The sequence below is a fragment of the Sphingomonas sp. genome (assembly GCF_026460985.1).
GTDB lineage: Bacteria > Pseudomonadota > Alphaproteobacteria > Sphingomonadales > Sphingomonadaceae > Sphingomonas.
Genome location: NZ_JAPKNM010000114.1, coordinates 1 through 22,112, shown reverse-complemented (window position 1 = coordinate 22,112; position 22,112 = coordinate 1). Strand labels below are relative to the sequence as shown.

The 22,112-nt window shown below is 63.9% G+C and carries 18 protein-coding genes; 9 read left to right on the top strand and 9 right to left on the bottom strand.

Translation table 11 applies throughout. From position 1 onward, the window contains the following. The first annotated feature begins 113 nt into the window (after positions 1–113). On the top strand, positions 114–1,133 hold the full coding sequence (locus tag MT490_RS18635; protein WP_297391043.1) for a hypothetical protein: 1,020 nt from the start codon (positions 114–116) through the stop codon (positions 1,131–1,133). Between the two features lie 412 nt (positions 1,134–1,545). Here the strand turns inward: MT490_RS18635 and MT490_RS18630 are convergent, their stop codons facing one another. Beyond that, the gene (locus MT490_RS18630) at positions 1,546–3,420 is read right to left on the bottom strand and encodes an asparagine synthase-related protein (RefSeq protein ID WP_297391041.1); all 1,875 of its coding nucleotides are present in this window, start codon (positions 3,418–3,420) and stop codon (positions 1,546–1,548) included. 195 nt (positions 3,421–3,615) lie between these two features. Between MT490_RS18630 and MT490_RS18625 the strand changes: the two genes are divergently transcribed. Continuing rightward, positions 3,616–4,554 carry a hypothetical protein gene (locus tag MT490_RS18625; protein WP_297391039.1) on the top strand — a complete coding sequence of 313 codons (939 nt, stop codon included), beginning with the start codon at positions 3,616–3,618 and terminating at the stop codon, positions 4,552–4,554. A gap of 3 nt (positions 4,555–4,557) precedes the next feature. Here MT490_RS18625 and MT490_RS18620 read toward each other — a convergent pair whose 3' ends face one another. Continuing rightward, complete coding sequence (locus tag MT490_RS18620; RefSeq protein WP_297391037.1) at positions 4,558–4,851, bottom strand: PqqD family protein; 294 nt, start codon at positions 4,849–4,851, stop codon at positions 4,558–4,560. Between the two features lie 203 nt (positions 4,852–5,054). On the opposite strand from MT490_RS18620, the gene MT490_RS20370 reads away from it, so the two are divergent. After that, on the top strand, positions 5,055–5,534 hold the full coding sequence (locus tag MT490_RS20370; RefSeq protein ID WP_363321767.1) for a lasso peptide biosynthesis B2 protein: 480 nt from the start codon (positions 5,055–5,057) through the stop codon (positions 5,532–5,534). On the opposite strand, the gene MT490_RS18615 is transcribed toward MT490_RS20370, so the two are convergent. Both MT490_RS18615 and MT490_RS18610 read right to left on the bottom strand, forming a co-directional pair. After that, on the bottom strand, positions 5,504–7,225 hold the full coding sequence (locus MT490_RS18615) for an ABC transporter ATP-binding protein (RefSeq protein ID WP_297391035.1): 1,722 nt from the start codon (positions 7,223–7,225) through the stop codon (positions 5,504–5,506). The two genes, MT490_RS20370 and MT490_RS18615, sit on opposite strands and share 31 nt — an antisense overlap. An 82-nt stretch (positions 7,226–7,307) precedes the next feature. Next, positions 7,308–8,492, bottom strand: a complete 1,185-nt coding sequence (locus MT490_RS18610) for a nucleotidyltransferase family protein (RefSeq protein ID WP_297391033.1) — start codon at positions 8,490–8,492, stop codon at positions 7,308–7,310. A 388-nt stretch (positions 8,493–8,880) separates the two neighbouring features. Between MT490_RS18610 and MT490_RS18605 the strand changes: the two genes are divergently transcribed. The 3 genes from MT490_RS18605 (at position 8,881) to MT490_RS18595 (ending at position 9,901) form a co-directional block, all read left to right on the top strand. Beyond that, positions 8,881–9,066 (top strand): hypothetical protein, encoded by a 186-nt coding sequence (locus tag MT490_RS18605; RefSeq protein ID WP_297391031.1) that lies wholly within the window; start codon positions 8,881–8,883, stop codon positions 9,064–9,066. Positions 9,067–9,159: 93 nt separating this feature from the next. Next, positions 9,160–9,456, top strand: a complete 297-nt coding sequence (locus MT490_RS18600; protein ID WP_297391029.1) for a hypothetical protein — start codon at positions 9,160–9,162, stop codon at positions 9,454–9,456. Further along, positions 9,422–9,901, top strand: a complete 480-nt coding sequence (locus MT490_RS18595) for a hypothetical protein (RefSeq protein WP_297391027.1) — start codon at positions 9,422–9,424, stop codon at positions 9,899–9,901. Before MT490_RS18600 ends, MT490_RS18595 begins: the two co-directional genes overlap by 35 nt. A 163-nt stretch (positions 9,902–10,064) precedes the next feature. Here the strand turns inward: MT490_RS18595 and MT490_RS18590 are convergent, their stop codons facing one another. The 5 genes from MT490_RS18590 to MT490_RS18570 form a co-directional block, all read right to left on the bottom strand. Beyond that, on the bottom strand, positions 10,065–10,247 hold the full coding sequence (locus MT490_RS18590) for a hypothetical protein (RefSeq protein ID WP_297391025.1): 183 nt from the start codon (positions 10,245–10,247) through the stop codon (positions 10,065–10,067). A gap of 114 nt (positions 10,248–10,361) precedes the next feature. Then, complete coding sequence (kduI, locus tag MT490_RS18585) at positions 10,362–11,198, bottom strand: 5-dehydro-4-deoxy-D-glucuronate isomerase (protein WP_297391023.1); 837 nt, start codon at positions 11,196–11,198, stop codon at positions 10,362–10,364. Between the two features lie 16 nt (positions 11,199–11,214). Further along, entirely contained in the window at positions 11,215–12,357 is a 1,143-nt protein-coding gene (locus MT490_RS18580; RefSeq protein WP_297391021.1) for a glycoside hydrolase family 88 protein, read from the bottom strand. A 106-nt stretch (positions 12,358–12,463) separates the two neighbouring features. Then, positions 12,464–15,427, bottom strand: a complete 2,964-nt coding sequence (locus MT490_RS18575) for a TonB-dependent receptor (protein ID WP_297391019.1) — start codon at positions 15,425–15,427, stop codon at positions 12,464–12,466. 215 nt (positions 15,428–15,642) lie between these two features. After that, entirely contained in the window at positions 15,643–16,380 is a 738-nt protein-coding gene (locus MT490_RS18570) for a FadR/GntR family transcriptional regulator (protein ID WP_297391017.1), read from the bottom strand. Positions 16,381–16,515: 135 nt separating this feature from the next. Between MT490_RS18570 and MT490_RS18565 the strand changes: the two genes are divergently transcribed. The 3 genes from MT490_RS18565 to MT490_RS18555 all read left to right on the top strand — a co-directional run bounded on the left by MT490_RS18565 (position 16,516) and on the right by MT490_RS18555 (position 21,908). After that, on the top strand, positions 16,516–17,463 hold the full coding sequence (locus MT490_RS18565) for a DUF4861 family protein (RefSeq protein ID WP_297391015.1): 948 nt from the start codon (positions 16,516–16,518) through the stop codon (positions 17,461–17,463). 26 nt (positions 17,464–17,489) lie between these two features. Next, entirely contained in the window at positions 17,490–18,755 is a 1,266-nt protein-coding gene (locus MT490_RS18560; protein ID WP_297391013.1) for a DUF2264 domain-containing protein, read from the top strand. 318 nt (positions 18,756–19,073) lie between these two features. Further along, entirely contained in the window at positions 19,074–21,908 is a 2,835-nt protein-coding gene (locus tag MT490_RS18555) for a TonB-dependent receptor (RefSeq protein ID WP_297391011.1), read from the top strand. The last annotated feature ends 204 nt before the right edge of the window (positions 21,909–22,112 follow it).

Here is a 22,112-nt window from a genome sequence, read left to right as displayed (position 1 = left end):
GCCGATACTCGTAATCGGTCGAACGCGCCGCATATCTCGATACATCTTAGTAGTCGCATTGCGTATCCGCAGGCTCATCATCTGGGCCTACTTGTTTCGCTCAGCCATCGAACATGACCAAATTGGACTACAACAGAGGAGGAAAAGACATGACTTCATTAACAGGGCGATCGCAATTTGCTGCGTCCATTCTCGCGGTGGGAGCCTTGCTCTATGCAGCACCTGCAGCGGCGCAGGCGACGAGAACCTGGGTGTCCGGCGTCGGCGATGACGCCAATCCCTGCAGCCGCACCGCGCCGTGCAAGACTTTCGCTGGCGCGATCTCGAAGACCGCCACAGGCGGCGAGATCAACTGCCTGGATCCCGCCGGCTACGGCGTGCTCACGGTCACCAAGTCGATCACGGTCGACTGCACCGGAACCTTCGGCAGCGTGTTGAACTCCGGCGGCGGCAACGGGCTCACCATCAACGACAGCGCTACGGCAACGCCGGGCACGATCAAGGTCGTCCTGCGCGGGCTGTCCGTCAACGGTGCAGGCACCACGCCTGGATTGAACGGAATCCGCTTCGTCTCCGGCGCCTCGCTCACCGTCGAGAACATCACTATCAGCAATCAGGCGTCTCCCAACGGTTCGGGCATTCTCTTCTCGCCCGCAGCGGCGGCCAAGCTGTTCGTGAACAACGTCACCATCGTGGATACGGGCAACGGTGCGACCGGCAGCGGGATCGAGCTAGCCCCAGCCGTGGGAGGCCTGGTTCGCGCGCATATTCATAATGCGCGATTATTCAACAATTCGAACAACGGGATCCGGCTGAACACGACGAACGGAGCGGTGGTTGCCACTATAGAAGGAACGGAAATCTCCGGTGGCGGCCAAGGCGTCGTGGTGCTGGCACCGGCAAACGGCGGCAACGCGATGGTCGTTGATACGGCGATCACGAACAACACCGGCACTGGGGTATTGGCTGCGGGCACCGCGGGACGGGTCCGAGTCGGGAACACCACCATCACCGGCAACGGAACCGGAGTGAGCGCCGTGACAAGCGCGATCATCAACACTTATGGCAACAATCGCCTGAACGGCAATGGAACGGACGGCACATTCACGGCACCGGCCATTCCGCAACAATAGCGTCTCAGTGGTCGCGAACCCGCGCAATCCATCGGCAAAGCGTGTAGCCGTTGGCCCCGACCCGCCCCGGCGGGCTTCGGCTAGATAGCGCAAAAAGAAGGGGCGCGGTAAAATGCGCGCCCCTTCATGTTCAATTTCGATCGCTGAAGGACGAAATCAGCGACTAGCTCGTTCCGATCACGCCGTCGTTCCCGCTAGCCCCCACGGCCTCGGCATCACCAGCCCGCATACGGCTGACCTCAGGACGCACCCATTCGGCACGGTCAACGGTCGGAATCTCTTGATCGTGGATAGGTACCTGATCCGCCATAGCTTCACCCCTTTTTAGCCTGTGGAACGATCTACTTCGAATATCTTCGAACCTATATCGATCGAGCGTAGCGCGGGCAAGCACATCAATGTAAACGAGCTGTCATAGGTTGGTACGTGACGCCCGGCGCAAGAAATGAGCAACTGCGCCTCCGCGCAGGAGCGCCAATCGGTATTTTTCTATCGTATTTCGAGTCTCCCAGCCAGTATCCGGCATATCAACCAGAAGAGACTGCAAACGTTCGAGATCCAGCAATCCGGCAACAGCTGGAAGATCCTCGAGGCGACCGAGCTCCTCCGCAAGCTGCCCGCGGGCGGCGCACAGTCCCTCGTGCCAATCGACAGCCTGATAGCCCTTCCGCCGCTCGGCGAGCACATCTTCCGGCAATCGATCAGCCAAGGCACGTTTGCCGAGGGCGCGCGTCTCGCCATCGCGCAGGAATTCGCTGGTGGGTAGCGAGAGGCAGAATTCGATCAGGCGTCGATCGATGGTAGGATCACGCTGATCGATCCCATGGCCCGCCAACGCAGCCTTCTGGAAATTGCCTTTGTCAAACCGTCGTAGCACCCATAGCCGCGATTCGAACGCGTCCCTTCTGGGGCGATAGCTCGGATCGAGTCCACGCTCTGCCGCAAGGTGCGCCAGACGCAGCTCTTCTATGCGCCTCCGGCGCATCGCAGTATAGTTCTCGAACTGCTGGATGGAGCCGCTCCGACGTCGTTGGAGTTCGATCCATAGTTTCTCGGGCATCCAGGGACCCAAGGTCGCCGCGAACACGCCCCGCCAACGCATATTGCCGCTTCGAACCAACGCACGCGCCTCACGCCACAGGCCCGGCCAGGCCCACTTCCGCCAAAGCTCGGGCAGAAGTTCCAGCCCGGCAAAGCTGATCGTCATGTTGCCCATCTCGCCGGTAAGCATGACGCTGAGCCCTCGGCGCGACGCATCGACGTTGATAGCGGTCCACCAGAGGTCGTTGCAAGGATTGAGCAAGGGCCTGTCGAGCAGGAAGAAGGCACGGTCCCAGCCGTCGGTGATGGAGCGGCCATCGCCCGCGATGAGAATATGGTCGATATTCGAGTAGAGGCCTGCTGTCGCCCGCGCGAGCGTGCTCTCGTCGGCGATGCGTCCGGGCGGCGGACTGCCCGAATAGCCGGCACGCGGCACGGCGGTGAAAGCAGTCACACGGCCGCCGCGCGCCTCCATGAGGCGGGCGGCCGTCGCGGTGACTGCCGAGCTGTCCATGCCCGCGCTGAGATGCGCCCCCACGTTTCCACCGACACCGCGCAGGCAGGCGAAAACCGCGTCGTCCAAATGCGCACGCATCGCTTCCGCGGCATCCCCGCCCCGCCACTGTCCCAACGAAACCGGCGCGGGATCCCAGTGCCTGCGCGAAACGGTTCGTTCGCGCGTGATCACGACATAATGGCCGCCTTCGACGCGGCAGATATCCTGGAAGAAGCTCCGCACTCCCTGCTCCGGTATCAGCGCCGTCAACTCGGCTACCTTGATTTCGTCCGGCGCATAGGGAACTTCCGGTAGGGCATGCAGGCCCTTGGGCATCGAGGCGAAGGCAACGAAATCCCGGCCGCGATGGAAATGGAGAGGCCGCGTACCCAGATGATCGCGCGCCAGGATCAGTCTCCGCTCGAGCGCGTCCCAAAGCGCGAAGGCGTATTCGCCGTACAGCCGTTCGAAGCTAGACTCCTCCCAACGCTCCCACGCCTGAACCAGAAAAGTGGCGTCAGACATGCAAACGGCGTCCGCGGAAGCGATATCCAGCGCTCTTGCCAGCTCATCGCGATTGTCCAGTCTTGCGTCCCCGACGAGCTGGTATCGGCCATTCGGACTCGCCACGGCACCGCGGTCATGAATATCTTCGGGCAAGAGGCGGAAGAGACACCTGCCGATTGCTATCTCCCCGAGGTCGAGAACAGTCTCACCGTCGGGCCCGTAAATCCGCTGAGCCGCCAGCATTCGCGCGCACGAAGCGCTCACTCCTGGCCTTCCCGTCACATTCCAGATTCCCGCAAGCGCAGTCATGCATTTCCCTCTAGCCTCGACAGACGGGCAAGCGCAGTCCGAAGCATCGCATCGGCGTCATTGGCAAGCAAGCCGCCTTCCCCGGCTTGCCTCTTCTCGACATCCGCGCCGCCGCTTAAGAGATATGGCATGACCCAGTGGCAGAACGAACCGCGCAACGAATATAGCCTTTTCGGTCTGAACCTTCGTTCTGAGATACCGTTGCCGGAACTCCAGCCGCTTCCTCACGAGGACATCGATGCGATCTCAATCACCATAGGCAGGGTCGCCCCGCTGGAAGGCGTGAGCGAGACCTCGCATACATTGATGTCGACAGCAGAGGGCGCGATCATCGCCGTTGCAGGCGTCGGCCGTTTCTGCATCCGCGCAGGATGCGAGATCGTCGTGGACGCCGATCCCTCGACTTCGGACAGGAACGTCAGGCTGTTCCTACTCGGATCCGCGATGGGGGCGTTGCTGCACCAGCGGGCGATGCTGCCACTCCATGCCAATGTCGTGGATGTCGGCGGCCGGGCGGTGGGTTTTCTGGGAGCTTCGGGCGCAGGCAAATCCACTCTGGCTGCCGCATTTCACGATCGCTCCTATCAAATTCTCTCGGACGACATCTGCGTCGTCACTAGGGGCGACAACGGGCACCTCGCGGAGCCGGGCATCCCGCGGCTGCGGCTATGGCGGGACGCAGTCGAACGTTCCGGGCGTTGCCCCTCCAGCTATGAGCGCGCGTTCGACGAACTGGACAAATACACAGTAGGCATTGCTCGCGAAAGCCGCGCTTCGGCCATCCCGCTGCAGGCGCTTTATCTGCTCATGCGCGAAGAAGGCGCTACCGATTTCGCGATCCGCCAACTCGCCGGGGTCGAGGCTCTCAAGGCCTTGATGGTGAACACCTATCGCGGCATCTTCCTCCAGACGATCGGCGATCCGCGGAAGCATTTCCAGGCATGCCTGCGGCTAAACGAGGAAGTTCCGCTCTTCGCTCTCAGCAGGCCTTGGGACACGGCACGGATCGACGAAACCATCACGCGCGTGGAGGGGCACCTCGACATGTTCACGAAGACGAATCGGTAGAGCTTAACTGCGGCATGATAGTATCACCAGCCCATCGCGGGCGAGTTCATCGATGAGCGCGTGAACGTCGAGCAGACAAACCGACGGGTCGACTGCGAACTCATCCGAAAGCACGCGACACAGCCGCTCCAGCGAGATGGGCTGCTCGACCAGTTGCCAAATGCGATAGGCCGTCCGGTTGAAGCCGAAGCAGACGCCGCTCTCGATCTGCAGTCCCACCATCTCGTGACCGGTCTGCGCTTCCATCAAGCTACCGCCTCGGGCCACGATCACATCGTCTGGATTGTCGTCCGGCACTGTCCACCCTCATTTCGCGCGCGTCTTCCGAGCCGACCAGACAACGTCAGCTCGAGGCAGTCAACCGTGGCCTCCCCAGGATCCGGATCCGTCCCTGCCAACTGCTGCGATGCTCAGGGAGCCCCATTGCGCAACCAATGACACGGCCATAGCCTTGGCGTCGTGATGTACGGGATCCTCGCCATATCCAAGAGGCACAAGGTGTGAACTGCAAGAGTGTTGAACCAGAGGGATTGAAGCGACGACCGTGGCGGTTGGTGATCGAAGCCGCCTTGTTCCTGACGGTGGCAGCAACCGCGATTGCAGTCCTTCGGTTTCCCCGCCTGGCCCGCTTGGCAAGTGGGCGAGCCGGCCTAATGACGTTCTGCGCTGACGAACGGTTCATAGGCGAGATCCGGCGCGCACTGGACGCAGCCACGAGACGCCTGCCTTTTCGAACCAAGTGCTTCGAGCGCGGTCTCGCCGCGCAGTGGATGTTGCGACGGCGAGGAATAGATTCAACATTGTTCTACGGCGCCGCCTTGGAAACCGACGGCGCGCTCTCGGCACATGTTTGGGTCCGTGCCGGTGATATTGCTGTAGTAGGCTGCGAAAACGCCTCGGACTACGCGCTCCTCGCCTGTTTTCCTGCCGAGAACGCATCGGCGGGGCATCAGGTCAGCCGTCCTCGCTCGATGCGATAGACTGCGTCGAACACCTCCAGGGCGGCAGTGCGGTGCGATATCGCGATGATGGTCGGTCGGTTCGGCAGCGCCACGAGCCTGGCAAGGATCCGCTCTTCGGTGACCGGATCCAACGCATTGGTCGCTTCGTCCAAGATGATGAGGCGCGGGCGCCGAAGCAATGCGCGCGCCAGCGCGACGCGTTGCCGCTCACCGCCCGAAAGGAGGATGCCGCGTTCCCCCACGGACGCATCGAGTCCGCCTGGCCGTGCTTCGACGAGCGCATCCGCGGCCGCGATCTCCAAGATGATGCGCAGCTCTTCGTCGCTGGCCCCAGGGCTTCCCCAGAGCAGGTTGTTGCGGATCGTATCGTTCAGAAGGAAGGAATCCTGCGGAACATAGGAGATCGCACTCCGCCAATGCTCAAGGTTGGGCGCTGTTAGCACGACCCCGCCGACCCGGATCGATCCGCTTTGCGGCATGATCAAGCCCCCAAGCAGATCAGCCAGCGTGGTCTTGCCTGCGCCGGAGGAACCCACGATCGCAACGGCGGTCCCGGGCCGGAGGACAAGGTTCAGATCTCGAACGCCGCCCGCCGCCTCTTCCGTCTCCGCATGTAGATACGTCACTCGATCCAACTCGATGCCTCCCTCTGGGAGCCCCTCCGCCGGGATGGCCGTCGCAGTCGTGGGAGACCAGAGTTCTTCCTTGAGCGCTTTGACCCGTTCATAGGTTGGAAGAGCGTAGAGCAGCAATTGGAGGCTGCGCTGGAATTGCAGCGCAGGCCCTCCGAGCCGAGCGAGGATGACGAGCGTCGCCATCAGCTGCGGTGCGGGCACGTTCAACACCAATCCGCCGACGAGCAGCGCAACGGCTCCGATCGCCCCTCCCGACAGGAGTATTGCGGCATGGGTCCTGCTTTGTTGCCTCGCGAACGAGACTGACAGCCGCGTCTGCTCGCGCTGCAGATCCGCGATATGGGCGAGAACCGCCTTCCCCAGATTGTTCCCTAGAACGAGTTTGAGCCCTCCCAGGAATTGCCCAAGATCGCTGGTCAGCTTCACGCCGACCTCGACGAGCTCGGCCCCGCTGCTTCGCGCCAAGGCAAGCGTGGGATACAGGACACCGATCAGCGCCAGCAGGGACAGCAGAGCCGTCGCCGCCAGCAAAGGAGAGAGGGTGAAGGCGACGACGAGCAGCATCGCGAGCAGGATGCCGGAAATACAAAGGCCGATAAGGGAAGTGCCGGCAAGCGCGCACGCCTGAAAATCGGCGCTGAGCAGGTGCGATACGCGGCCGTGCTGGAGGCCGGCGAGCCTGTTCCAGCCAACGCCCACGATCCGGTCGAGCACCTGCGCACGCGTCCGTTCCAGAAAGGCACCGGTCAACCGAGCGAAGCTCACGTCGCGCGCGACGATGATGATCGAGCGCAGCAGCATGAGCGCACCGAATAGCACCAGCAGCACGCTCAGCCGGGCGGGCTTGCCGAGGGGCAGATAGTTCAGGAGATCGGCGGTGATTCCTACCGCAGGTGTCTGGGTGACGGTCGATTCGGCGCCGAGCACGGCGATGATAGGCACGAGCAAGATGAGGCCAGCACCCTCCAGGATCGCCCCGGCAAGGGCGAGCAGAAGCGGAGGCGCGCCGCAGGACCCGTCAGCCCGGAGCAGGTCGGTCGCAAACTCGCGCAACCGAGCGGCGTCGCGTCTCATGAACGGAATTCCACGGTTGCAACCGGAACGAGCGGACGCTCTCCGCCGATCATCTCACTCCATTTGCCGCACACGGCCAGCCTCAGCGAGCCCGCCGCATATGGCGCAACTTCGACGGGATCTGCAGAAAGAAGATGGGAGCGCGCAGCAAATGATAACCGAAGTCCAGATGGGCGGGATAGCGAGCCCGCACCACCGGTTGGGTCCAGAGTGCGCGAAGTTCGTCGAAGAGGCTGCGCCAACCCGCCGCAACGCGCAGTCGCGAAGCGAACAACGCCAATTGAGTCCGCGAGAAGACGGGCATGTCGCTTCCTCCCAACGGGTACGCGATGCACGCGAGGTTCACCCGGACGAGATACTCGACCGATCGGTGCCGCCGCAACCTCGACGAGAGATCGGGCGGCAGCTGCAGACCGAACAGCTCCTCGCACAGAATCAGTGCAGCGGATGTACTCGGCCCGATCCCCATCGCGTCCCCCTGCCGAATCACTCTCTCGAACTCCTCCGCGCTCCGACCCAACAACAACGCGTTAAGGTCGGCCAACCATTTCAGCCTGCTCCAACCATGCTCCTGCCCGTGGCCGATCAGATAGGGGATCAGCAATTCATCGGCGAGCGTCCGGACCATCCGACCGCCGATCCAGACCTCCTGACATTCGGACAGGGCAGTCACACCCGACATAATCTGCAGCTTGCTGAACAAGCGCCAATGCAACTCGACGGTGACTCCCCGGCCGTCGCGAAGCTGCGCCTCGTGGAAGAATATTGCAAACCGACGAAGTGCATCGCCCGTCAATCCAGCCGGCACCACGAGCTCGTACCCATCGCACGCCAGAAGATCGATCGCCGCGAGCAAGCATTCGGGCGTGGTCAGCAGATCGATATCCCAGGACTGCTTCACCCCAAGGCCGCCATAGGCTAGGATGCCTGCGGTTGCGCCCTTCACAAAAAGGGCCGGCATCGCCGCCTCGTCGAAGCGCTGCTGCAGACGAGCCGTCTCAGCTGCCAAAAAGAGATCCGAAGCTGCGGCTTCGCGGGCTCGCGCGGCTATGCTTGCGCGTACCTTCGCGGGTACGCCGTCTTTCGTCTGGGCGAGCGCGATGTTGGCGAGCCCGGCGATGCGGTGCTTCTTGACCGCTCGCTCGAAAGCCTGCCAGTCTGACACTTGCGACACAGCTTCCACAACTGCTTGGCAGCTCGTCTCATCAAAGGGAAAACGGCAACAGGCGATCGCAAGCCTGAGCTCTTGAGGGAGCTTCTCGATCAAGCCTCATCCTTTCGCGGCGCGCCAGAATCAACATATCGCTCACCCAGCCGCTCGAAGCAATTCATGCTTCTTTTGCCGTAGGATTCCGAGATGATGTAAAGACGCAGGAGCAGCAAGACAGATCCCCGAAGACCGACCCAGCGCTGTTCGAACCGTATGAAGCTATACTGCCCGCCCCTGCCGTTCGCGATCCTCAGTTTGGCCTCCTAACCCCGGCGCTCATTCATCCATCTACACCGGCTTGACGGGGCGGTTGCCGGCCGCCCGCATATTTCGAGAGGGGGACGATCATGAGACATTGGCTTGCCGGATTCCCGGCGCTCGGTGTCGCTCTGGTGTCGGTGCCTGCGTGTGCGCAAGAGACCGTGACCTATAGTTGGGTCGGCTGGTGACATCCACTACGAGCGGCGGCCCGAACAGCGGCGTCTCTACCGGCATCGGCCATGATCCGGCCGGCAATCGCTCCACTTACTCGATCACGTTCGGCACGGCTTCGTTGAGGCTGGGCCGCGAGTTGACAGAGATGCTCGCGGAGTGCGCCGAGCGATCCCGCTCGGTCGGCATCGGCAGCTAGCAGCTAATCATCTCCGCATGGAATGAGGCGGGAGCGTTTCCCGCAATGCGCTCCCAACGTCGAGGTTTCAGGGATACCGGGGGGTAAGGTCACATGTCGAAGATGCTTCGCACGATGTTGGGTGCGGCGCTGTTGCGCGTGACGAGGGTGCCTCGCGACGCGATGATGGTCGTGGTCGCGGCGGCTGCGCTGGCCGGCGGATTGACGGCGTCGGAGGCATCGGCGCAAACCGATGCCGAGAAGGATGGCGGCGTGGTCGTGATGGCGCTGCCCGGCTGTGACGAGGGCGTGCCCACCCCGATGCTCCCGGCGCCGCCCCAGCCGGTAAAATCGAGCTTTGCCAGCAGCCCCGGCGGTGTCGAGATGCGGACGCTCCAGCTTCGAGAATAGCGATCTCTCGATCGGAGCCGAGGGAGATGGCGGCCTCTCCCTGGTCCGCAATTTTTCCTACAGCGATCCCTATGATTCGACGCTGCAGGGCTTCGGGCGATTCTTCACGCACAATTGGGATATTTCGCTTGGGCTGCGCAGGACGCCGGCAGTAGGAGCCTGCTATCCCAGCCAATACGACTATGCCGTCAGCGTCAATTATGCGGGGCTGGGCGAGGGCTTCCATTCGACCTATTCGCCGGTCGCCTTCCAACAGACCGCGCCCAGTGGCTATGCGGAGCTGACCTACACCGGCAATCCAGCAACGACTGGCGTGTACAGCTTCACCGCGCGCGATGGGACGCAGGTCGTCTTTCGTGCCTTGAGCGGCTCGGGTTGCCTGGGCGTGGAGAAGTGCGCTTATCTATCATGCCGTGGGAAATTCCCCGACCCCGGCTTATCATGATAAATCAATAACATACTTAGAACTTCCAACTCCCGTAGGGGTCACCATCGCTGCTGGTGCGCGAGCGCCGCGAGGCTGGAGCGGAGTATCGGCTTCCGGCGCCGCCTCATCCAAGACGAGATCCGTCACCTCCGCGACGATATTCGCAGGAAATCCGCCCGGCTCAGTGGACAGGCAGCGGCTCGTGGCCCACGGGCAGATGATGCATCACCGCGTAGATGTCGCGTCGATCGACGGCTTGGCCGCACATCGGGCACATCTCGAAATGGGCAAGCTCCTCCTTCGCGGAAGCGACGGCGCTCCGGCCTCGGATCATTTCTGCAGAGCTGATCACACTCACGTTCATCACCGCGTCGCCCTCACGTTAGCGTCTTGTTTACCTTTATAGGCGGTCGGAACGGCGGGTGTTCAAAATGTCGGATTCTTTTTCGGGAAGGGCCGTGGCGTGTCGAGCGAGGCTTCACCGCAGCTGGCAGACGTCGATCACGTTCATGTCCTCATAGTCGAGATTCTCGCCCGCCATCGCCCAGATGAAGCTGTAGCTGCCGGTGCCCGCGCCCATGTGCACCGACCAGGGCGGCGAGATGACGGCCTCCTCGTTGCGCATGACGATGTGGCGGAGGTCCTCCGGCTGACCCATGTAGTGGAACACGCGGCCGTCGTCCTCGAGATCGAAATAGAGGTAGATCTCCGACCGGCGCTCGTGGACATGGGGCGGCATCGTGTTCCACACGCTGCCCGGATCGAGCCGCGTCAGCCCCAGGCAGAGCGAGGCGCTCTGGCAGACATGGGGCAGGATCAGCTGCGAGATCGTCCGGTGGTTGGACGTCTCCAGGCTGCCCCTCCGCATCGGGCTGGTGTCGGCCGCAGTCACCTTGCGGAGCGGAAAGGCGGCATGCGCTGGCACCGACAGCAGGTAGAAACGCGCGCCCGCGCCGGCGAAGGTCACCGTGCGGGAGCCCATGGGAACGTAGAGCGCCTCATATCGGGCGAGCCGCACTTCCTCGCCGTCGACGGTGACGATCCCCTCCCCGCTCCCGATGTTCACCACGCCGAGCTCGCGCCGCTCGAGCAGCGGATGGCCGGCTACGCTCTCGGGCTCGGTCTGGTGCGGAAGCGCGAGGACGCCGTCCGCGGGAACCGCGCCGCCGATGAGGAAGCGCTCGCCATGCGAATAGGTCAGCACGACCTCGCCTGGCCGGAACAGGCCGGAGACGAGATGCCGGTCGCGCAGGTCCTGATTGGAGGCACCCGCCATCATCTGCGGATGGGTCGCGTAATAGACTCGCTCGTACAAAGGTGCCCCCTGCGGATCAGCGCTTGTCGAGCTGCGCGAGCTGGGTCGCGGCGAGGAGGAACGCGCCGACGCCGTAATATTGGGTGTCGCCGGGCTCGACCTTCTCGGGCCGGTCGCTCACCTGCTGGACATAGCCGAGCCGCCCGTCGGGCTGGATCGCGCGCTGGAGCGCCGCCCAGCCGCGGCGCACCGCGGGCTCATATTCGGCGCGCGGCAGCAGGCCCGCATTGATCCCCCAGGCGAGGCCATAGGTGTAGAAGGCCGTGCCGCTCGCCTCGGGCGGCGAGTCTTCGGGGGCGAGCAGAGAGGGCGCCCAATAGCCATCCGGCTTCTGCAACGCCTTGAGGCGGGCGGCCATCTGGAGGAACAGGCCCTCCATCCGGTGCCGGTCGGCACTGTCCTTGTCGAGCAACGGGATGGCGCGCGCCATGCCCGCGAACACCCAGCCGTTGCCGCGGCTCCAGAATTCCTTGCGGCCCTTGGCGTCACGCCGCTCGAAGAAGCGGCTGTCGCGATAATAGAGGCGCTCGACCGGATCGTAGAGGAAGTCGGTGGTCGCCCAGAATTCGCGCATCGCGAAGTCGCGGTAGCGCGCGTCGCCGGTCTGGAGCGACATCTCGAGCAGGGCCGGCGGCGCCATGAACAGCGCGTCGCACCAGCACCAGCGCTTGAGGCATTCGGCCGCGCCATAGCCCTCGGGCGGGACGTAGAAAGCGAGCGAGGCGATCGCGGGCTCGTTGACCACGCGATCGAAGGTGTGCCGCGCCGGTACGCGCGCGGCCTCGCCCGCCCCGTTTCGGGCCGCCCAGAGATAGGATTGGGTGATGACATGGTCGTCGGCGAAATAGGGCTTCTCGCCCGGCAACCATTGGTTGGCGGCGCCCATGTCGAGGATCGCCCGGCGGATCCGCGGTGGGGCGCCGGCATCGGCGAGCGCGGTCATGCCGACCCAGAACACCGCCTGCTCCCAGGCGCGGGGCTTCCGTGTCTCGCCCGTGGCGCGCGACACGGTGCCGCCGTGCATCTGGCCGAGCTGCCAGTCGGCGAGCCGGACCGCGGCCTCGAGCGCCGCCGCCGGCTTCGCCGCCTCCCGCCCCTGCGCCAGGGCCATCCCGGGAATCGCGGCCGACAGGGCCAATGCCAACGCCAGATGCTTCATGTATCACTCTCCAGATCGCGCGCCGGCCCCATCCTCGGCAGGTGAGGCAGTCAGTCCTTTGGAAAATGAGGGCGCCCGCCGATCCGGGCGCCCTCAGGGGGAGCCGCTAGAACCTGCCGCGGATACCGAAGGAGATCGTCGTACCGTTGAAGAACGAATTGTCGCGACGGCTCAGGCCGTTGCCGTCCGGCTGGGTTGGGTTCTCGTAGTAGAAGAAGACATTCTCGTTGGTGATGTTCAGCGCATCGATCCGGAGCTCGAAGAGATCGTTGATCTTGTAGCTGACCGTACCGTCTAGGAACCCCTGCGGCGCCAGATAGGGCACCTGGTCGTTGCCCGTATTGGTCGAGTTCTGGCCCGTTTTGGCGCGGTAGTTATAGGAGCCGCGGATCGAGAAGGGCCCCTTCTCGTAGAAGGCGGTGACGCTGTACGTATAGTCCGGAACGCCCTGCATCGCGATGCGGTCCCCGTTCCGCAGCACGAAATCGTCGCCTTCCTGGTCGATGATCGTGAAGCTGCTGGTGATGCCCAGCCCGTCGAAGGGCTTGGGCAGGAACGTGAAGTTCTGCTGATAGGCCAGCTCGAGCCCCTTCAGCTTCAGCTCGTTCTGGTTCACCGTGATCGTGCGGCGGAACAGATAATTGGGATCGATGACGCCGTTCACGCAAGCCGGAGACCCCAGCGACGCGCAGTTGAAGGCGCTCGAGGGAAGGCCGGTCTGGCTGAACGGGATGAAGTCGATCTGCGAGAAGGGGCGATCGACGATGTTCTTCTGGAACACGCCCGCGCTGAGCAGCCCGCCGGGCGCGAAATACCATTCGAGCGCCGCGTCATAGGTGGTCGCGAGCTGTGGACGCAGGTCCGGATTGCCCACGGTGATCTCGGCGTTGAAGATGTTCGGCACGCGCGTGCCCGCCGCGATCGATGCGAGCGAGGCGCGGGTGATCGTCTGTCCCGCCGATGCGCGCAGCACCAGCTTCGGCGTGATGTCGAACGCCAGGCTCGCCGACGGAAGCAGGTTCTGATATCCGCCCTCGCGCGTCGCCGGGGCGAACACGCCGGCGCCGGCGCTCTGGTAATTGTTGATGACCGTGCGCGTGTCCGAATAACGGATGCCGAAATTGCCGCGGAGCGGATGCCCGGCGATCGGGATCTTGAAGCTGGTCTCGAAGAACCCCGACTTGACGATCTCTTCCGCGGTGAAGGCCTGGTTGAGCGCGACGGGCGCTGCGCGGTTGGCGGCGTTGGCGTCGAGCACGTTCATCACGAAATCGCGCGAGAAGGTCGCGAACTGCGACGGATATCCCGAGTTGCCGCCATTGGCCAACTCGCCGAACTGGACGAAGGGATCCATGTTCGCGAACACGCCCGTCGGGTTGGTCGCGAAGGTGCCGCCCTGCGGAAGCGCCCGGGTCGACGCGATGCTGCTGCCGTCCTGCCGCTGGATCCGCTTGGTGGTCGACACATAGCTGCCGCCCAGCTTGAGCGAGAGCATCTGATCCTCGCCGTCGACGGGCTTCCAGTCGAGCACCGCGCGCGCGGTCTTCTCCTTGTCGAATTCCTGGTTGAGGGCGAAGCCGAGCGAGGGCGAGCGGTAGTTGGCGGTGTTGGTGAAGTCGACCGGCGAGCTGATCGTCGGATAGGTGATGTTGCCCGAGGGATCGAACGTGGTCGTGATGCCGTAGATGTTCGAGACGATACGGTTCTCGGAATAGACGGCCGTGCTTTCGCTGATATTGCCCTGGGCCGACAGCTTCATCGTGTCGGTGATGTCATAGGCCGCGCGGACGATGCCGTACTTAAACTTGGTGTGGGAGTCGCGGTAGAAGCTCTCCGTCAGAATGCTCGAATTCCCGAACGTGCCATACAGGTTGTTGTACTGGTCGAGATGCACGTCGAGCGGGATCAGGCCCGAATTGTTGCCCGTGCCCGGCGCACTGGTGGTGCCGGCGACAGTCCGCGAGTTGCGCACGGGCACGCCGAAGGTGAACTCGTCGGTCTGGTCCTGGAGGTCCGCGTAGATGCCGTCGATGCTCGCCTCGAAACGGTCGCTCTTATATTGCAGCGATCCGACGAAGCCGAGGCGCTCGCGCTCGTTGTTCGAGGCGAAGACGCGGTAGAAGCGCGGCAGATAGCCGTTCTCCACCTGCGACCGGGTCAGGCTGCCGAAATTGGCGAGCGGGCTGTCGAGGTTGAGCTCGAACTGGAACGGGCCGCTCGTGTTCGGGGCCACCGGGTTCGCCGGCGTGGAATAATAGGGCCGGCGGCCGAGCGCCGACGAATTGTAGCCGCTGGTGCCGCCGCCGGTCGACTGGAAGCCCGAACGCTCGTTGACGTTCTTGGCATAGGCGACGCCGAACAGCGCGCCGAAATTGCCCCAGGTGTCGCTGACCAGCAGCGATCCGCGCGGGCGCCATTCCTTCGACTGGGTGTTGTAATTGGCCTGCGCCGTGTAGCGGATCACCCGGCCTGCATTGTCGAACGGACGCGGGGTTTGCAGATCGACATTGCCGCCGATGCCGCCCTCCTCGAGATTGGCGAGCGGAGTCTTGTACACGTCGACGCGGCCGAACAGCTCGGACGGGAAGACGTCGTAGTTGAAGTCGCGGCTCGAGCCGCCGACGTTCATCGCCGAAGTCGTGCGGACGGGCGCGCCGTTGATCGTCGTGACGGTGAAATCGGAGCCGAGGCCGCGAATGCTGATCCGCTGGCCTTCGTTCGAGGCGCCGTCGCGCGACAGGATCACGCCCGGGATGCGCTGCAACGAGTCCGCGACGTTCGCTTCGGGGAACTTGCCGATGTCCTCGGCGACGATCGAGTCGCGGAAGCCGATCGATTCGCGCTTGAGCTCGATCCCCTTGTTGAGACTGCCGCGGAAGCCGGTGACGACGATCTCGTCCGCACTGTCGGTCTGCGTATCGCCGGTCGACTGCGTGTCGCTATTGGTTCGCGTATCGCTGGCCGATGCGTTCTCCGCGTCGACGGACTGCTGCGCCCAGGCAGGACCCGCAGCGAGAATGATTGCAAGCACGCCGACCGAGACGGCAGACGCCAGAAGCTTCTTCCCCATTTTCCTCTCCCCTCACGTTCACGGCGCAAGCCGTGCGTGCCGATCTTGTATGATAACTTTCGGCACTTTCGTCAATTGTCTGACTTGGGACTGGGATTCCAAGAGCTTCCGGGTGCGAATCGGGGAGGAATTGCCGACTGGCAGGCGTTGAACGTCAAATTGATACGATAAATTGCGCCGATTGCGCGACCGGGCGACGCAGCCTGGAAGCGCGGTCAGTCCGCGGCGGCTTCGGGGCGCCTGCGGGTGCGCAGGCTCGCGCTGAGCGTGGAGTGGCGCGTCAGGCTCTCGTGCATGTGCTGGCGGGCGGCCTCGCGGGCGCGCGCCGAATCCATGCGGATGATCGCGTCGACGATCGCCTCATGCTCGGCGAGCACCTTGGCGGCATAGGCCTGGTGCGCCTCGTCGGGCTTGTCGCCCAGATAGAGGGTGCGCGACGGCACGAGACGAAGCCCGAGGAACTCGACGAAGCGGGCGTAATATTCGTTCTGCGTCGCCCGCGCGATCGCCAGGTGGAAGGCGGCGTCCGCATTGGCCGCGGCCATCGGATCGTCGCCGACGGCGACCATTTCGGCCAGCGCATCCTGGATCGCGCCGATGTCCGCGGTCGTGCGGCGCGCCGCCGCGAGCCCGGCCATTTCGGTCTCAACCGCCATGCGCATCTCGAGCAGCTTGATGACGTCGGCGAGTTCCTGGACCTCGCCGCGCGTGATCTGGAACGCGCGATATTCGGTGGTCTCGGCGACGAACACGCCGGCGCCCTGGCGCGAGACCGTCAGGCCCTGCGCGGCGAGGCGCGCGACGGCCTCGCGCACGACGGTGCGGCTGACATTCTCCGAAAGCGCGATTTCCTTCTGCGAAGGAAGGCGCGCGCCGGCGGGAAGCGCGCCGGAGCGGATCTGCGCCTCGAGCTTGGTGAACAGATCGTCGGTCAGCGATCCGGTCCGGACCACCTCCCCCGCTCCGTTCGAGACTTCTGCGAGACCAACCCCGCGCCGACTTGTCATACCTATCTCCGACGATTACCCTCGCTTATCACCAAGCACGACAACAGTCGATCCGGCGAATGACCGGCGAAGAGGGGATTTATGCGATCACTCACCGGCATTCCGGCCTCGCTTCTCTGCGCCGTGGCCGCCATCGGGCTGCTCGCCGGGCCGAGCGGCGCCCAGGACAGGACCGCCGAGCGGCTTCCGCCCGTCACCAGCCCGCTTCCCTCGCCGCCCGACAAGACGCCGCGCGCGACGGTGATGCTCGCCGATTATCGCTATGGCGACCTGCTGTGGGAGAATGACCGCACCGCGCACCGCATCTATGGCCGCGCGCTGGAGACGGCCGAACCGCCTTCGGGTTCGGGTATCGACAGCTGGGGCAAGAACGTGCCCTGGCCCTATATGGACCGGCAGCTGCGTGCCGGCGACCAGCACGGCTATCACGGCGAAGGGCTCGATTTCTACCATGTCGGCGGCGGGCGCGGCACCGGCGGGCTAGGAATCTGGTTCGACAACAAGCTCTGGACCTCGCGCAACTATCGCAGCTTCCACATCCTGAAGAACGGGCCGGACGCGGCCGACTTCCGGGTCGACTATGCCCCCTGGCCGGTCGATGTCGGGCGCAGGGTCTGGGAGACACGGCGCTTCACGTTGCCGATGGGCACGCATTTCACGCGGATGGTGTCGACGATCCGGTCGGACAAGCCGGGCGAACTGCTCGTCGGCATCGGCATCGGCAAGCGGCCCACCGGCAGCGACGGCGAGCTGACCGTGGACCGGGCGCGCGGCCTGCTCTCCTGGTGGGGACCCGGCGATCCGCAGCATGGACGCATGGCCGTCGCGGTGCGCGTCGATCCTGCGATGATCGCCGAGATCCGGCAGGATGCGGACAATCACCTCGTGCTGCTCCGCGTCACGCCGGGCAAGCCGTTCGTCTATTATTCGGGCGCCGCCTGGGATCTGGGCCAGGGTGGCTTCCGCACCCGCGCGGCCTGGGACCGCTACGCCGCCGACACGCCGCTCGACTTCAACGTGCCGCGCTGACTGCCCTCCAGCTCAGGACTACATCCATGGAACGCCGCCGCTTTCTCGCCTCCGCCCTGACCGCGGGCGCCCTCGCCGCCACCGCCCGCGAGGCGGCCGCCGCGCCCCGCGGCGCCCCTGCCCCCGGCAATGCGGACGACCGCGGCTACATGCTCGGCCTGCTCGCCAAGATGGCCGAGCCGGTGCTCGGGCCGATGTCCGAGGGGCGGCTCCAGGCCGCGTTCGAACCCGAGTTGAGCCCGACCTGGGACGGGCGCAACCCGAAGGTCGCTTATCTCGAATGCTTCGGGCGGCTGATCTCGGGCATCGCGCCCTGGCTGGCGCTTCCCGACGACGACACGCCCGAGGGCCGGCTGCGCGCGAGGCTGCGCCGGCAGGCGGTGGCGAGCTATGCCCATTCGGTCGATCCGGCCAGCCCCGACTATCTGCTGTGGCGGAGCGAGGGCCAGCCGCTCGTCGATTCCGCCTATTTCACCAACGCCTTCCTGCGCGCGCCGAAGCAGCTCTGGGAGCCGCTCGACCCGGCCACCAGGAAGCGCGTGGTGGGCGAGATCCAGGGATTGCGCCGCGTCTCGCCGCCTTATACCAACTGGCTGCTCTTCGCGGCGATGAACGAGGCCTTCCTGCTCTCGATCGGCGAGCAGTGGGATCCCGTCCGCATCGACCTGGCGGTCCGCAAGGTCAACGAATGGTATGTCGGCGACGGCTGGTATGCCGACGGGCCGCGCTTCCACTTCGATCACTATGGCTCCTACGTGATCCATCCGATGCTGGTGGAGATATTGGAGGTGCTCGCCGCCTCGGGCGCGAAGTTCAACAGCCTCAACGCGACCGAGCTGCTGGACCAGGCGAACAAGCGGATGCAGCGCTTCGGCGAGCATCTCGAGCGGCTGATCGCCTCCGACGGCAGCTATGCGCCGATCGGGCGCTCGCTCACCTATCGCACCGCGGTGTTCCAGCCGCTGGGGCTGCTCGCCTGGCGCAAGCGGCTGCCCAAGTCGCTGCCTGAGGGTCAGGTACGCGCGGCGACGGTCGCCGCGCAGCGCGCGATCTTCCGGAACCCCAGCAATTTCAACGACAAGGGCTATCTGACGATCGGCTTTGCCGGGCACCAGGCAACGCTGGGCGACATCTATTCGAACGCCGGAAGCATGTATATCGCATCGGAGAGCCTGATCGCGCTCGGCCTGCCGGCGACCGACAGCTACTGGACCACGCCCGCTTTGCCCTGGACGATGAAGAAGGCGTTCGGCGGCCAGCCCTTCCCCAAGGATTATTACGTCAATTACTAGCGCGAGTGGCATCCCTCGCGCACGTCGGCGTTGCTGATGTGAAGAGGTCTGGACACGTTTCGTATAACGTATATTCTCCCTGTATATCGTATACCATCAAGGTATCGCAATAAGGGGGGACTAATGACTGATCCGAAGACGTTTGTCGGCGTAAGCACGCTTGCCCTGATACTCGCCAGCGTGAGCGCTTCAGCCGCGTGGGCGCAGGAAGGTACGGCAACCCCGGCTCTGGTAGCCGCCGCTTCCGGGCAAGATGCTCCCGCAGCCGCAACGAAAACCGAAACCGAAACCGAAGCCGGCGATGACGAAGCCATCGTGGTGACCGGCACCCGTATCCGCCACAAAGGAGCGGCCAGCGCGACGCCGACCACGGTCATCACGTCGGAAACCATCCGCAAGTCCGGCACGCGCCAGATCGCCGATCTCGTCAATCAGATGCCAGCGCTGGTCATCAGCCAGAGCGACCAGACCTCGAACGCCAACCGCGACAAGGATTCGCTCGATACCGGGCACCCCGGCCTGAACCTGCTCGACCTGCGCGGTCTCGGCAGCAAGCGGACCCTGGTCCTGATCAATGGCCGCCGCCATGTGCCCGGCGCGCCCGGCACCTCCGGCGTCGACATCAGCACCATCCCCAATGGCCTTGTCGAACGCGTCGAGATCATCACCGGCGGCGCCTCGGCGCAATATGGCGCCGACGCCGTGGCCGGGGTGGTCAACTTCATCCTGAAAAAGGACTATCAGGGGCTCGACGCCAAGCTGAGCTACAGCAATTCGACCTATGGCGACATGCCGAGCTACGACGCGGACTTCCTCTGGGGGAAGAACTTCGCCGACGGCAAGGCCAACGTCACTCTCTTCGCCTATTACGGCCAGTCGAATGGCGTGGTCGCCGGCCAGGACCGCCCTTCGACCGCTTATGGCAATCCCTGGTGGTACCGCCCGCGGGGCAGCACCATGAACACTATCCTCGACGACCGTCACAGCTTCAGCTACTCGCCGCGCGCGGTCGTGCTGCTGGGCTCCAAACCCTATGTGTTCAACGACGACGGCACCATGCGCGCGCCGAGGCTCGGCTCGGCCGGCATCCTGCCGAACACCCTCGATCTCACCAAGAACTCCGTCGTGGGCCAACTCGAGACCAATAGCGGCTCCGAATTCGGCGGCCGTTACGACAATTGGCTGCTGTCGGTGCCGAACGAGCGATTCATCACCCATGGCACCTTCGGCTACCAGCTGACCGACAATGTCCGCTATTTCCTCGAAGTCGACTATGCGACCAACAGTTCGCATGGCGAATACGGTCTGTGGTACGAAGGCGGCGGCAACAAGCTGTGGGACGGCAACCCGTTCATCACGCCGGAGATCATCGCCGCCAATGGCGGCCAGCCCTTTGGCGGCGACGGCCTGACCTTCGTGCGCCAATATCCCGAATTCGGCAAATCGCGCTCGAACTACCGCCGCGACATGTATCAGGTGGTCACCGGCTTCGAAGGCGAGCTGCCTGGCCTGATCGGCGGGCACGACTGGTCATGGTCGACGCATTTCTCCTACGGCAAGACCAAGGAGACGATCCAGGATCGCAACAACACCTCGAACGACCGCTATCTGCGCGCGCTCGACGCCGTCATGGGGCCGGGCGGCACGCCGATCTGCTGGGTCAATTCGGACGCCGATACCACGAACGACGATCCCAAATGCGTGCCGCTCAACCCGTTCAAGCCGGTGCCGCAGAACGTCATCGACTATCTGCAATATGATTCGAGCAAGGCGTCGACCTCGCTAGAGCAATATGTGGTATCGGGCTATGTCACCGGCGGCCTGTTCAATCTGCCGGGCGGCGAAGTGCAGATCGCGCTGGGCGGTGAATTCCGCAGCGAATCCAATAATATCGGTGCACGCGCCGAATATGATCCCAACAATCCGGCGTTCGTGGCCGATTACGGCATCATCGAAAACCCGCTAAAGGGTCGCATCGACGTCAGCGAAATCTTCGGCGAACTGAGCGTCCCGGTCCTGAAGGACCTGCCCCTGATCCATCGTCTGTCGTTCGAAAGCGCCGTCCGCGTCGCCGACTACTCGACCGCCGGCAGGACCACCGCGGAAAAATACGGCGCCCAATGGGCACCGGTGCGGGATCTGCGTTTCCGGGCCACCTACGGAAAGGCCGTCCGCGCGCCCAACATCAGCGAAGTCTTCACGGCCTCGTCGATCAGCGGCCAGTGGCTCAGCGATCCGTGCAACTATTATAACCTGCCCAATCGCCCGGACCGGACGGAGTATACGGCGGCCAATTGCGCCGCTGTCATGCCGGCCAACAAGAACGACTATTGGTTGTGGCTCGATGTCATCAAGCAAGGTAACCCCGAGCTGAAGGTAGAAACCGCCAGAACGCTGACGCTGGGCATGGTTTTCCAGCCGCGCTTCCTGAAGAATTTCACGCTCACGGTCGATTACTACAAGATCAGGATGAACGACGTCATCTCGGCGATCGAGCCGCAGACGATCATCAACAAGTGCATGGACGGCGCGACGCTCGACAACCCCTATTGCGACCTGGTGGTGCGCGACCCCGCAACCAACAACCTGGTCTCCGTCCTCAAACAGAACATCAACCTCTCGCGCCGCAGGACGAGCGGCGTGGACGTGGAGGTCGATTATTCCTTCGATCTGGCGGACCTCGATCTCGGTAGCGGGAGCGGTCGCATCGGCATCAACAGCATCTTCACCCGCCTGATCGAGAACAAGTACACGCCCGATCCGGACAAGCCGGACGCCGTCACCGATACCTTCGGCGTCTTCGGATTCCCCGAGCTGAAGGGCCGTACGTCGATCACGTACAGCAACGGCAAGCTGTGGGCGGGCTGGACGGCGCGCTATTTCTCGGGGATGCGCCAGACCGTCACGATCAAGCCGGAAACCTACACCCCTTACAAGACGCCGTCCGTCACCTATCACGACTTCAACCTGTCGTACCAACTGCGGCCCAACCTCACCATCGGCGGCGGCTTCACCAACATCTTCAACAAGCAGCCCCCGCGCTATCCGGGAGCGGAAGCGGGCGGCGCCTATTTCGGCGACGAAGGCTGGCAGGCCGGCGTCTACGACGTGATCGGCCGCACCGGCTTCATCAACCTGCGCTTCACGCGATAGCGCGCACCGCAGCCGGCAGGCCCGACAAGGCCTGCCGGCAAGAAGCGGCGCGGCGCCTCCTGCATCGCTCCTGCCCACTGAAGAGCGGCTGCTAGAGCGTTTTCCGATCATTCTGCATCGTACCCGGCGCTAGCGAAGTAATTGGCGCACTCCTGCGGCGAGTAGAGATCGATGATGCGGCCGATGGCGTCCCACAGGCCATGG